This window comes from Kangsaoukella pontilimi, assembly GCF_009830125.1.
Taxonomy (GTDB): domain Bacteria; phylum Pseudomonadota; class Alphaproteobacteria; order Rhodobacterales; family Rhodobacteraceae; genus Kangsaoukella; species Kangsaoukella pontilimi.
The window spans coordinates 1,379,281-1,392,213 of record NZ_WUPT01000001.1; the positions used below are offsets into that span (position 1 = coordinate 1,379,281).

General features: G+C 64.1%; 12 protein-coding genes. 1 reads left to right on the forward strand and 11 read right to left on the reverse strand.

Features of this window, described 5'->3' with window-relative positions:
- Positions 1-301: 301 nt before the first annotated feature.
- Positions 302-871, forward strand: a complete 570-nt coding sequence (locus GQ651_RS06860) for a YcbK family protein (protein ID WP_227257980.1) — start codon at positions 302-304, stop codon at positions 869-871.
- Positions 872-940: 69 nt separating this feature from the next.
- On the opposite strand, the gene xylB is transcribed toward GQ651_RS06860, so the two are convergent.
- The 11 genes from xylB to GQ651_RS06915 all read right to left on the reverse strand — a co-directional run bounded on the left by xylB (position 941) and on the right by GQ651_RS06915 (position 12,898).
- Positions 941-2,380 carry a xylulokinase gene (xylB, locus tag GQ651_RS06865; RefSeq protein WP_160763435.1) on the reverse strand — a complete coding sequence of 480 codons (1,440 nt, stop codon included), beginning with the start codon at positions 2,378-2,380 and terminating at the stop codon, positions 941-943.
- A gap of 4 nt (positions 2,381-2,384) precedes the next feature.
- Positions 2,385-3,542 (reverse strand): Gfo/Idh/MocA family protein, encoded by a 1,158-nt coding sequence (locus GQ651_RS06870; protein ID WP_227257981.1) that lies wholly within the window; start codon positions 3,540-3,542, stop codon positions 2,385-2,387.
- Positions 3,542-4,597 carry a sugar phosphate isomerase/epimerase family protein gene (locus GQ651_RS06875; protein WP_160763436.1) on the reverse strand — a complete coding sequence of 352 codons (1,056 nt, stop codon included), beginning with the start codon at positions 4,595-4,597 and terminating at the stop codon, positions 3,542-3,544. The genes GQ651_RS06870 and GQ651_RS06875 overlap by 1 nt, the downstream gene beginning before the upstream one ends.
- Entirely contained in the window at positions 4,594-5,676 is a 1,083-nt protein-coding gene (locus GQ651_RS06880) for a LacI family DNA-binding transcriptional regulator (RefSeq protein ID WP_160763437.1), read from the reverse strand. The genes GQ651_RS06875 and GQ651_RS06880 overlap by 4 nt, the downstream gene beginning before the upstream one ends.
- 9 nt (positions 5,677-5,685) lie before the next feature.
- Complete coding sequence (locus GQ651_RS06885; protein ID WP_160763438.1) at positions 5,686-7,311, reverse strand: dihydroxyacetone kinase subunit DhaK; 1,626 nt, start codon at positions 7,309-7,311, stop codon at positions 5,686-5,688.
- A 24-nt stretch (positions 7,312-7,335) separates the two neighbouring features.
- Positions 7,336-8,334: an ABC transporter ATP-binding protein gene (locus tag GQ651_RS06890; protein ID WP_160763439.1), complete on the reverse strand. Its 999-nt coding sequence runs from the start codon at positions 8,332-8,334 to the stop codon at positions 7,336-7,338.
- The gene (locus GQ651_RS06895; protein WP_160763440.1) at positions 8,327-9,421 is read right to left on the reverse strand and encodes an ABC transporter ATP-binding protein; all 1,095 of its coding nucleotides are present in this window, start codon (positions 9,419-9,421) and stop codon (positions 8,327-8,329) included. The genes GQ651_RS06890 and GQ651_RS06895 overlap by 8 nt, the downstream gene beginning before the upstream one ends.
- 3 nt (positions 9,422-9,424) lie before the next feature.
- The gene (locus tag GQ651_RS06900) at positions 9,425-9,613 is read right to left on the reverse strand and encodes a hypothetical protein (RefSeq protein ID WP_160763441.1); all 189 of its coding nucleotides are present in this window, start codon (positions 9,611-9,613) and stop codon (positions 9,425-9,427) included.
- A complete protein-coding gene (locus tag GQ651_RS06905; RefSeq protein ID WP_160763442.1) occupies positions 9,610-10,548 on the reverse strand; it encodes a carbohydrate ABC transporter permease in 939 nt (312 codons plus the stop codon). The genes GQ651_RS06900 and GQ651_RS06905 overlap by 4 nt, the downstream gene beginning before the upstream one ends.
- The gene (locus GQ651_RS06910) at positions 10,545-11,492 is read right to left on the reverse strand and encodes a carbohydrate ABC transporter permease (protein ID WP_160763443.1); all 948 of its coding nucleotides are present in this window, start codon (positions 11,490-11,492) and stop codon (positions 10,545-10,547) included. The genes GQ651_RS06905 and GQ651_RS06910 overlap by 4 nt, the downstream gene beginning before the upstream one ends.
- Positions 11,493-11,578: 86 nt before the next feature.
- A complete protein-coding gene (locus GQ651_RS06915) occupies positions 11,579-12,898 on the reverse strand; it encodes an ABC transporter substrate-binding protein (RefSeq protein WP_160763444.1) in 1,320 nt (439 codons plus the stop codon).
- Positions 12,899-12,933 lie beyond the last annotated feature (35 nt).

The following is a 12,933-nucleotide window of genomic DNA, read 5'->3' on the forward strand; positions in this document are numbered from 1 at the left end:
AAGGATCGGGGCCTCAACCAAGCCCTGTCTGATGAAACCGCAAAGCGGCGTCCATTCACAATCCCGCAGGGTGCGAAGGTGTCGCCCACGGGACACGCCAAGCGCGACCTTTCGGCAACGGTTCCCGCGACATCGGCGCGATGAGCAGAAAATCGCCGAAATCGGGGCAAAACCGCGGCAATTTCTCTGGACCGGTTCCGTAGTGGAAACAGACGTGTAATAACTTCCGTGTCACCTGGGGGATGAAGGTGAAGCCGTCTTGAGGGCGGCACTGGGACAGAAACGGGACGACGTAGGCAGGATGACGAGCATCATCACGAAGGGCATGACCCGGCGCGGTGTACTGCGGGCTTTTGCGGCGACAGCCGTGGTCGCGGCACCGACATACGCGAACGCATTCGGGTTTCTCAAAGGCGCAGGCGATATTCGCCGGGTCAAAATGTATTCCGGCCGGACCGGCGAACGGATCGACACGATCTACTGGATCGAGGGTGAATACATTCCCGAGGCGCTTGCCGAGATCAATCATTTCATGCGGGACTGGCGCACGGGCGGCACGATCAATATCGACACGCGCACGCTCGATATCATGGCGGCCTCGCACAACATGCTGGAGACCGACGCACCGTATATGATGCTGTCGGGCTACCGCTCGCCGCAGACCAACGGAATGCTCCGGTCAAAGTCGCGCGGCGTCGCACGGAACTCGCTTCACATGAAGGGTCAGGCGGCGGACCTCCGTCTGGAGAACCGCTCGGTCCGGCAGATCGCCAGCGCCGCGCTGGCCTGCTCGGCAGGTGGCGTCGGCAAATATTCCAGCTCGAACTTCGTCCATATGGACTGCGGGCCGGTCAGGGTCTGGGGCCGCTAAGCGCCCTGCCCGAAAAGCCAGGAAAAACAAGGCGCCCGAGGGCGCCTTGTTCATGTTCTGACAATGGCTTCAGGACAGATTCTTCAGCGCCCGATAGGTCTCGCGATACCGCGCATAGGCATCGTCGAAAGCCGCGCTCAGCTCTGCCACAGGCTCGAAGCTGCGTGCAGCGGCAGGCGGTGTGGCGATCTCGGGTCCGCCATCGCCCGAGGCCATCAGCCCCAGCCGCGCCGCACCGAAGGCCGCACCGAAATCGCCGTCTGCAGGCAGCACGATGGGCCGACCAATTGCCGTGGCGATCACCGAAAGCCAATAGTCCGAGCGCGCTCCGCCCCCCACGGCGTAAAGCGAATCCGGCGCCGTGCCGGTCGCCTTCATCGCCTCGAAACTGTCGCGGATGGCAAAGGCAACCGCTTCGAGAACAGCGCGGGTGCCCGCGTCACGGTCCGTCTCGTGCTGTAGCCCGATGAAAGCGCCCCGGACCTTCGCGTCGTTATGGGGTGTCCGCTCGCCGCCAAGATAGGGCAGGAACAGCGCGCGCCCCGGTGCCTGCAGCTCGCCCAGCCTCCCGGTCAGCTTGTCGGCCCCTTCGCCCACCAGTCGCGCATACCACGAGAGCGCGTCGGCAGCGGCGAGGATCACGCCCATCTGGTGCCACTTGCCCGGCAACGCGTGACAGAACGTGTGCAGCGCCGTGTCCGGGTCGGGCGCATAGCCGTCCGAGGCCGTGAACAGAACGCCCGACGTGCCAAGGGACACGAAGGCTTGCCCTGCCCCGATCACGCCCATGCCGACAGCAGATGCGGCGTTGTCACCCGCACCGCCCGCGACGGGCGTGCCAGGCTTCAAGCCGAACTTCGTCGCAATCTCGGCGCGGAGCCCGCCGGACGCGTCGCTGCCCTCGACAAGCCGCGGCATGTGGTCGAGCGACAGATCCGTCGCGGCCAGAAGCGCATCCGACCAGTCCCGCGCGCCGGTATCGAGCCAGCTTGTCCCGGCGGCATCCGACATCTCGGAGACCGCCTCGCCCGTGAGCCAGAGCCTGAGGTAATCCTTGGGCAGAAGCACCTTGGCGACACGCTTGAAGGCTTCGGGATCGTTGTTCCTGAGCCAGACGAGTTTCGGCGCCGTGAAGCCGGGAAAGACGATATTCCCGGTGATCGCCCGGAACCGGGGATCGGCATCCAGCGCCGCCGCCTCTTCAAAGGCCCGCGTGTCGTTCCAGAGGATACAGGGCCCGATCGGCGTGTCGCTCGCGTCGAGCATGGTCGCCCCGTGCATCTGTCCGGACAAACCGATGCCCCGCACGCCGCTCAGGTCATGTTCCGCCGCCAGTTCACCAAGCGCCGCCTCGCAGGCAGTGATCCAGTCGCCCGCCCGCTGCTCGGACCAGCCGGGATGCGGGCGCTGCACGTCGAGATGCGCGGTAGCACTCGCAACCGGCTTCTGGTCGCCGTCGATCAGAAGGGCCTTCAGCCCCGATGTGCCCAGATCGAGCCCAAGATACATGATGTCAGCCTTCCAGCGGCACCCAGGCCGCATTCTTCGATGAGGACTTCACGCAGGCCGCCACGAACTGAACGCCTTTCAGCCCGTCATGGACGGTCGGGTAGACAACACCATCCGGCGCCAACCCGCCGTCCCGCGCTGCAATGATCGCCTCGGCGGCTTCGGTGTAGATGGTGGCGAAGCCCTCCAGATAGCCCTCGGGGTGGCCGGGCGGTATCCGGCTGACCCGGCCCGCTGCCTCGCCCGCGCCCGCCCCATTCCGGGTGATCAGCCGCTTCGGCTCACCGAAGGGCGTGTACCAGAGGTAGTTCGGGTCCTCCTGCGACCACTCAATTCCCGCCTTCTCGCCATAGACCCTGAGCCTGAGCGTATTCTCGTTGCCGACGGCGACCTGGCTCGACCAGAGCATTCCGCGCGCCCCGCCCTTGAAGCGGAGCAGCACATGGGCGTTATCGTCAACCTGCCGCCCCGGCACGAAGGCCTGGATATCGGCGGCAAGGCTCTCCGCCTCGAGCCCCGTCACGAAACAGGCAAGGTTATAGGCGTGGGTGCCGATGTCCCCGGTTGAGCCGCCCGCGCCCGACTGGTTCGGATCGGTCCGCCAGTTGGCCTGTTTGAAATCCTGCTCCACGGCCAACCAGTCCTGCGGATATTCCACCTGCACCACCCGGATCGCGCCCAGATCGCCCTTCGCGATCATTTCGCGCGCCTGCCGGACCATGGGATAGCCGGTGTAGTTGTGGGTCAGGATGAACAGCGCATCCGACGCCTCGGCGGCCTTCACCATCTTCTTGGCATCGGCCAGCGTCGAGGTCAGCGGCTTATCGCAGATGACGTGAATGCCGCGCTTCAGAAACTCCTTTGCAGCGGCGTAATGGACGTGGTTCGGGGTGACGATCGATACCGCCTCGATCCCGTCCTTCCGGCGTGCCTCCCGGATCGCCATTTCCTTGAAGTCGTCATAGATGCGCGGCAGGCCAAGCGCCTCACCACTCGCGCGCGACTTCTCGGGCGTGGACGACAGCGCCCCCGCAACCAGTTCGAACCGGTCGTCGATCCGCGCGGCGATGCGGTGGACGCCCCCGATGAAGGCGTCGTTGCCGCCGCCCACCATGCCCAGCCGGATGCGCCGGCCCAGTGTCTCGTTCCGTCCCGTGACCATCAGTCGATCCCCAGCATCTTGCGGTTGGCCGCCTCGTCTGTGCCGCCATCGGCGAAATCGTCGAAGGCCTTCTCGGTCACGCGGATGATGTGATCCGACACGAAGGCCGCCCCTTCCCGCGCGCCGTCCTCCGGGTGCTTCAGGCAGCACTCCCACTCGACCACAGCCCAGCCGTCGAAATCGTTGGCCGCCATCTTCGAAAACACTGCCCCGAAATCCACCTGCCCGTCGCCGAGCGAGCGGAAGCGCCCGGCCCGGTCGACCCAGCCCTGGTAGCCTGAATAGACACCCTGCCGCCCGGTCGGGTTGAACTCGGCATCCTTGACGTGGAACATCCGGATGCGGTCCTTGTAGATGTCGATATTATCAAGGTAATCAAGGCATTGAAGGATGTAGTGCGAGGGATCGTACAGCATGCAGGCCCGCGCGTGATTGCCCGTCCGCTCAAGGAACATCTCATACGTCACGCCATCATGCAGGTCTTCGCCCGGATGGATTTCGTAACAGACATCGACGCCGCATTCCTCGGCATGATCCAGGATCGGCGTCCAGCGCCTCGCCAGCTCGTCGAAGGCGGTCTCGATCAGGCCGGCTGGCCGCTGTGGCCAGGGATAGACATAGGGCCAGGCCAGCGCGCCTGAAAACGTCGCATGCGCCCCGATGCCAAGGTTCTTCGACGCCGTCAGCGCCTTCTTCACCTGATCGACCGCCCATTCCTGACGCGCCTTCGGATTGCCCCGCACTTCCGGCGCGGCGAAACCGTCGAAGGCGTCGTCATAGGCGGGGTGTACCGCGACAAGCTGCCCCTGAAGGTGGGTCGAAAGCTCGGTCACCTCGATCCCGTTCGCCGCCGCCTGCCCTTTGAATTCGTCGCAGTAGTCCTTGCTTTCGGCCGCCTTGGCCAGATCGAAGAGGCGCCCGTCCCAGCTTGGCACCTGAACGCCCTTATAGCCGCAATCCGCCGCCCATTTGGTGATCGCGTCCCAGGAATTGAACGGCGCCTCATCGCCTGCGAACTGCGCCAGAAAAAGCGCCGGTCCCTTGATCGTTTTCATCTCTGTCCTCCCTCTTCGCCCTCGGTATCGCGGGGCAGATTCTCTTTCAGATAAATATCTATGCGTATCCGTTCCTGCGCCGGATTGTAGGGCGCCTTGTCCACGGCGGCTTTCAGAAGCCTGACCGCCGAGCGGACCAGATGCCCGGTATCCTGCGAAATGAGCGCATCGAACGTGCCCGATTTCAAGGCCGCGCGGCTCATCGGCGTGAGTTCATGGGCGATCACGACAAGGTCGCGGCCACGCCCCGTCTCTTCCAGAAACCGCACAAGACCGCCGTTTCCGGCGGCCGACGAATAGATACCCCGGATGTCGGGATGGTTTCGGAAAACCTCAGGCAAAAGCTCATGCACGACGCTTGGGTCGTCGCGGCCCTCGATCGAGGCCACGACGTCGAGGCCCGGAAACTCGGCCTGCATCACCCGGTCGAACCCCTGCCGCCGCTCGAGGTGATCACGCGAGAGGCGCGAGCCGGTAATCACGAGGATCTGGCCGTCCTTCCGCACGAAACGGCCCATCAACTCGGCAGCGGTCCGTCCCGCCGAGACGTTGTCGATGCCGACGAAATGATCCCGCTCCGAACTGGGCAGGTCCGAGATCAACGCGACGACGCCAACGCCCTTGGCCCTGACGCGGCGGATGGCATCACGGACCGAAGGCGTTTCCGGTCCGAACACCGCGACCCCGTCGGTCTCGTCGGGGTCCACCGCATCCAGAAGCGCGACGATCCCGAGCGCGTCGAATGGCGCGGCCCGGCGGATATGGAGAAGCGTTCGCTCATGGCTCAGCTTGCCCCCCTGCTCGCCAATCTGCGCACTCAGGGCCTGTACGAACTCGTTTTCGGTGTCCGGCAGGATGAAGAGGAAGTTATAGACCCGCCGCCGCGCAAGGTTGGCAGCGGCGGTATCCCGGATATAGCCCAGATCGGCGATGGCCTTCTGGACCTTGTCGACCGTCGCTTGCCTGACGCCGGGACGCGCGTTCAGAACACGGTCCACCGTCGCAAGGCTCACCCCCGCCACCCGCGCGATGTCATTCACCGTCGGCTTGTCGGTCGTTATGACGGGGGGGCCTGCCATTCGGTGTCGTCAGCCCTCCAGCTTCGAGGCCAGACCTTCGAACAGGATCGCCACCGCTTCGGCGCCCGGATCGTTGTGGCCCTTCAGGTTCTCTTCCGGCACATAGGCGGCCCGGCCCGCCTTGGCGCGGTGGATCGAAGCAGTGCTGTCAGCCCCTTTCCTCGCAGCGGCGGCCGCCGCAGTCAGCCCGTCGGACAGCGCGTCGAGCGCGGGGGCAAGCGCGTCGATCATGGTCCGGTCGCCCACGCTGGCGCCGCCCACCTCGCTCACCCGTCTCAGCCCCTCGCGAAGCGCCTGATGGACCGTCTGCCCGCTGGCCGAGGCATCGCCCGCCGCGTTGAAGAAGATGGCGAGGATGACCCCCGACGACCCGCCCATGGTCTGGCTCAACTCGTTGCCGAGCGCCGGGAAAAGCTGGGTCAGATCGGCCAGCGGCATCCGGTCCAAGCCGCCCTGCAGGGCGCGGGCGGCGGTGGCAAGCGTGCTGCCGGTGTCGCCGTCACCCGACTTGGCGTCGAGCGCATTCAACTGGCCTTCGGCGGCGATCAGAAGGTCGGTCACATGCTCGATCGTTGCGCGGGTGCGCGGGCTTTCCGACGGGATCGGCTCCACCGGGGTCAGACCGTCGGGGATCGGCACGACCGGCACCCGCACCACCGCATTCATCCCCGGCCATGCGGCCAGCGGAACCGGCGCGGCCAGCGCGGCCAGTTCCTCGTCATCCGCTTCGAGCACGGAAATCGAGAAGCCGTGCATGTCGAGCGAGGTCATCATCGGCGCGGGGCCGATGCAGTGATCCGCAATCCCGGCCCGGGCCAGCGCATGGGCCAGCACCGACATCTCGAGCGGTGTCGTCGAGCCGAGATTGTTCAGAAGCGCAACGCACGTCCCCTCGCCCGGCATGTGGCCGTCGAGCTTGCTCAGAACCATCTTCATGGCCGCCTCCGCGCCCGCGAAATCCACCTGCTCGACGCCGGGCTCGCCATGGATACCGAGCCCCAGTTCCGCCTTGCCAGATGGGATACGGTCTTCCTTGGGCGAACCGGGAATGGTGCAGGTATCGAGGCTTTTGCCGATGGAAGCCACCTTGTCCACAACGGCGCGCGCCCGCGCAGCGACGGTCTCGAGGTCGGCGCCGTCCTCTGCCAGTGCACCGGCGATCTTGTGTACGAAAAGCGTTCCCGCAACACCGCGCGGCTGCGGCAGGTCAGGCAGGGCGACATCATCGTCCACCACGACCATCTCGACCTTTCGGCCAAGGGCACGCGCACGCTCTGCGGCAAGGCCGAAATTCAGCCGGTCGCCGGTATAGTTCTTGACGATCAACAGGCAGCCCGACTCGCCAGTGACGGCAAGAATACCCGCCAGCACAGCTTCGACCGAAGGCGAAGCGAAGACCTCGCCGCAAACCGCGGCGGTCAGCATTCCCTGACCGACAAAGCCCGCATGGGCCGGTTCGTGGCCCGAGCCACCGCCCGAGATCAGCGCGACCTTGGACCGGTCCCAGTCGGCGCGGCAGACCACCTTGATATGAGGATAGCCGTCGAGCCGCACCAGAGCGCCGCCGGACGTGGCCAGGAGCCCGTCGATGGCCTCGGTCACCAGAGCTTCCTTCGCGTTGACGAATTGCGCCATGTCCCTGTTCCTCCCTTGCTTGCCTCAGGTGATGCTCTGGCCGTCCGCATCGAAATAGAGCGGCGCCTTCGGAGCGATTGCCACGGTCTCTCCCGGCCGAAGCGATGTATGCGGATCGGTCAGCGTGACCACGTCATGGCCGGCGAATTTCAGGTGCAGCCGGGTCTGATCCCCCAGCCGTTCGATGCGGACGATATCGGCGGGCTGGCCGGTGCCGGTCTCGATATGCTCGGGCCTCAGGCCGATCTGGACCGCATTGGGCGGATGCCCCCCACCGAACAGCCCCGCAGGCAGCAGGTTGATGCGAGGCTGGCCGAGCCGCGCGGCGACATAGGCCGTGCGCGGGTTCTCGTAGACCTCTCGCGGCGTGCCGAACTGCACCAGCCGCCCCTCGTCCAGAACGCCCACATGGGTGGCCATCGTCATGGCCTCGATCTGGTCGTGGGTCACGTAGAGAAGCGTCGCCGCCAGTTCCGCCTGAATGCGCTTCAGCTCGACGCGCAGATCGGCGCGGAGCTTGGCGTCGAGCGACGACAGCGGCTCGTCCATCAGGTAGATCGCCGGATCGCGGACCAGCGCGCGCCCGATGGACACCCGCTGCATCTCGCCCCCCGACAACTCGGTCGCCTTGTTGTCCAGCTTGTGGGGGATGTGCAGAACCTCGGCCACCGCCTTGACCTTGCGCTCGATCTCGTCAGGAGAGGTCTTGAGGATGGGTGATTTCAATGGAAAGGCGAGGTTCTCGCGCACCGTCATGTGCGGATAAAGCGAATATTGCTGGAACACCATCGCCACGTCCCGCTGCGCTGGCGTAAGGTCGTTGACCCTGTCCCCGCCGATCCGGATTTCCCCTGTGTCGGGCTGTTCGAGCCCCGCGATCAGCCTCAGCGTCGTCGTCTTGCCCGCGCCGGTCGGACCAAGCAGCACGACGAACGCACCGTCCGGGATGTTCAGGTCCATATCGATGACGGCCTTCGTCGACTTGAAGGACTTGGACACGTTCTTCAGCGTCACCTCAGCCATGGAGCACACCCTCATTCAGTTCGGATTTGAGCGCGCGCCCGCTCTGTCTGTCGAACAGCGTGATGGTCGACGCGTTGAAGCCCAGCCCAACCGTCTCGCCCGCCCGTGCCACCTGATGCGCGGGGATACGCGCCTTGACCTCGCCCCCCGCCGTGTTGAGCGTGACGATCTGGGTCGTGCCCAGATACTCGACCGCCACAACCTCGGCCCTAAAGGCACCGTCGTCGCTGATGCGGATATGCTCGGGCCGGACGCCGAAGGCCATGTCGCCCTCGAACGCGCCCCGCGCGGCGGGCACGCCGAAGCGCCCTCCGTGCATCTCGACCTCGGTCGCGCCGGGATGGATCGCGCCGTGGAACGGCAGGAAATTCATCGGCGGCGAGCCGATGAAATCGGCCACGAACATCGTGGCGGGCTTGTCGTAAATCTCCTGCGGCGTGCCGAACTGCTCGACCACGGCGTTGTTCATCACCACGATCTTGTCGCCCATCTGCATGGCCTCAAGCTGATCGTGGGTCACGTAGACGGTCGTCGCCCCCATCCGGTCGTGCAGCGCGCGAAGCTCTTCGGCCATGTGTTCGCGGAACTCGGCGTCAAGCGCACCCAGGGGTTCGTCCATCATGAAGGCCTTGGGCTCGCGCACAATGGCACGGCCAAGCGCCACGCGCTGACGGTCGCCACCCGACAGGCCGCCCACGGGCCGGTCCAGCATGTCCTCGATCCCGAGAATGCGCGCCACCTCGGCCACCTTCTCTTTCACCTTGGCGCGCGGCATCCCCTGGCTGACCAGCGGATAGCTGATGTTCTTGCGGACGTTCATATGCGGATAGAGCGCGAACATCTGGAAGACGAAGGCGATATCCCGCTCGGAGGGCGGGCGCTGGCTGATCTCTTCTCCGTCGAGCAGGATTTCGCCCGAGGTCGGCAGCTCCAGCCCCGCGATCATCCGAAGCGTCGTGGTCTTGCCGCAGCCCGAGGGGCCGAGCAGCATGAAGAACTCGCCGTCCTCGATGGTGAACGAGCTTTCCCGGACGGCGGTGAAATCGCCGAATTCCTTTTTCAGGTTCCTGATGACGATCTGCGCCATGGGTTACTCCGGGAAATGGCTGACGACGATGAACATGACCGTCCCCACCAGCGTCGTGATGAAGGAATAGGTGAAGGCCCACATGACGAAGGGCTGCATCAGCATGAAGACCCCGAGCGCGATCAGGATCGTCGCCACCAGCTCCCACGGGCCACGGCGAAACCGGGCCAGGCCTTTGAAAAACTCGGTCATTTGCGTACCGCTCCGAAGGTGATCCCGCGCAGAAGGTGCTTCCGCAGAAGGATGGTGAAGATCATCACCGGCAGAAGGAAGATCGTGGCCCCTGCCGCGACCGCCGGCCAGTCGAGCCCGCCGATCCCGATGATCGTCGGGATGAAGGGCGGCGCGGTCTGCGCCGTAGCCGAGGTCAGAAGGACCGCGAAGGCGTATTCGTTCCAGGCGAAGATCAGGCAGAAAATCGCGGTCGACGCGATGCCGGTCGCCGCCTGCGGCAGCACCACCTTGTAGAAGGCCTGAAACCGCGTGTAGCCGTCGATCAGCGCCGCTTCCTCGTATTCCCGCGGGATTTCGTCGATGAAGCCCTTCAAGAGCCAGACCGCAAGGCTGATATTCACCGCCGTGTAGAGCAAGATCATGCCCAGATGCGTGTCCGACAGACCAAGTTCCCGGTACATCAGGAAGATCGGGATCGCGACGGCGATCGGCGGCATCATCCGCGTCGACAGGATGAAGAACAGAAGGTCATCGGCCAGGGGTATTCGGAACCGGCTGAAGGCATAGGCCGCCAGCGTGCCGAGGAAAATCGAGAGAAAGGTCGAGCCGAAGCCGATGATCACCGAGTTGAGGAACCTCTCCCCGAACTTCGACGGGCCCACGATGACCATGTCGTATTGCCGCACGATCTCGTCGGCCCAGTTCTCGGGCGGGTTCGCGGCGAGGAATTCCTCGGTCTGCCGGGTCCGCGTGGTGAAGAGGTTCACGTAGCCTTCCAGCGTCGGCTCGAACACGACCTTGGGCGGATAGCTGATCGCGTCCGACGGCGACTTGAATCCGGTCATCAGGATCCACGCCAGCGGGATCATCGTGATAACCGCGTAGAGAATGACCAGAGTGCCGGCGACCCACTTGGCGCGCGACGTGGCGGCGGTGATGGAATGGGCGCTCATCTCTCTTTCACCTTGTTCAGGGCTTTGACGTAGATGCTGGCCAGACCGAAGACCGTCACGAACAGGATGATCGCATAGGCCGAGGCATAACCCGTCCGCCATTTCTCGAAGGCCTCACGCTTGAGGTTGATCGAGGTGAGTTCCGTGGTCGACCCCGGCCCGCCCCCGGTCAGCTGCACCACAAGGTCGAACATCTTGAAGTTCTCGATCCCCCGGAACAGCACCGCCAGCATCAGGAAGGGCAGAACCATCGGCACGGTGATCGTCCAGAACTGCCGGAACTTGGACGCCCGGTCGATTTCTGCCGCCTCGTAGATGTAATCGGGGATCGAGCGCAGCCCTGCGAGACAGATCAGCATGACGAAGGGCGTCCACATCCACGTGTCCACGATCACGATGGACCACGGCGCCAGATCGACGTCGCCCAGCATCTGGAAACTCGACGGATCGCGGCCGGTGAAGAAAGAGACGATGTAATTGAAGAGGCCGATTTGCGGCTGGTAGAGGAATTTCCAGAAGTTCCCCACAACGGCGGGCGACAGCATCATCGGCAGCACGATCACCGTGGTCCAGAAGGCATTGCCCTTGAAGTTGCGGTGGATGAGCCAGGCCAGCGTGAAGCCGATCAGAACCTGCAGCGTGATTGTCCAGAACAGGAAATGCGCGGTGGCCTGCATGTTCAGCCAGATGTCGCTGTCGGTCAGGATGCGCTCGTAGTTCCTGAGCCCGATATTCTCGACTTCGCGGTTCAGGCGGTTGGCACGGTAGTTCGTGAAGCTGAGCTGGATCGTCCAGATCAGCGGAAAGATGTTGATGGCCAGAAGCAGAAAGATCGTCGGCGCCACGAAGATCCAGGCGATGGCGCGGTCGGATAACCCCTTGATCCGGCGTGCGACTTTCTTGGGCGTTGCCTGAGCAACGCGGTCTATCGGCGTCGAGGACATGTCATGGTTCCGCTACGGGTGGGCCGTGGCCAGATGGCCGGGGAAGAGGGCCGCCGCATTGCCGCGGCGGCCCCTCAGTCAAGGCGTCAGAGCTTGCCTTCGTCTTCGAAGGTCTCGGTCCAGTCTTCGATCAGGAGATCGAGCGCTTCCTTGGCCGTGCCTTGATCGGCGACGACATAGTCATGGACGCGCTTCTGCATCGCCAAGAGCAGTTCGGCATAGGCCGGCTCCTGCCAGAAGTCCTGCACATCGTTCATCGCCTCCAGGAAGTCGCCCGCGAAAGGCTGACTGTCGACGAAGCCCGGATCGTTCAGCACCGAGTTATGGGCCGAGTAGCCGCCAAGCTCCCACCATTTCGCCTGCACCGACGGCTGGGCGAACCACTTGATGTATTCAAGCGCCGCGTCCTGCTTGTCGGAATAGGACACCACCGAAATGCCTTGCCCGCCTAGGGTCGAGCCAGCCTGGTTCTGCGGCGGGTTCACGAAGAAGTCGATCTTCTCGCCACCGATATCGGGGTCCGCATAAAGGCCCGGGAAGAAGGCGAACCAGTTCATGGCCATCGCCACCTGACCCGATTTGAACGCGTCCAGACTTTCGCCCATATACGAGTTCGTATAGCCCGGCGGCGTCGCGGTCTCGTAGAATTCCTTATAGAATTCAAGCGCTTCAACCGCTTCAGGCGAGTTTACGGCACCTTCCATGTCGTAGGAACCCGGCGTGTTCTCGTACTTGAAGCCCCACGGATAGAGCGCGCCGGTGACGCCCATGGTGATCCCTTCCGAGCCGCGCTCGGTAAAGATCGCGGCGCCGTAGACGGTCTTGCCGTCGATTTCGCGGCCCTGGAAGAACTGGGCGATCTGCAAGAGCTCCTTTTGGCTCTGCGGCTCACGCAGGTCCTGGCCCGTGGCGTCCTTGTAGGCGGCCTGAATTTCCGGATCGGCGAACCAGTCGGCGCGATAGAACCAGCCGTTCGCGTCGCCCATCGCAGGCAGCGCATAGTAGTTGGGCGTGCCCTTCGGCCAGGTCGAATAGGCATAGACGGTCGCGGGTGCGAAATCGTCCATGCTGATCCCTTCGGCGTCGAAGAAGTCGTTCAGCTTGACGTAATGGCCGTTCTCGGCACCGCCGCCAATCCACTGGCTGTCCCCGATCAGCAGGTCGCAGAGCTTCCCGCCCGAGTTCAGTTCATTCAGCATCCGGTCGGCAAAGTTGGGCCATGGCACGAATTCGAAATTCATCGTGTGGCCGGATTCGGCTTCAAATTCCTTGGACAGTTCAACCAATGCGTTCGCGGGATCCCAGGCGGCCCAGCAGAGCGTCAGCTCTTCCGCAGCGGCAGGCGTTGCGAGCGCGGTTGTGCAGCCCAAAACAGCGCCAAGGGTGGCGAGTCTACGAGTTTTCATGAAGTCCTCCCAATCAGGTGCGCTCATTGGCGCTG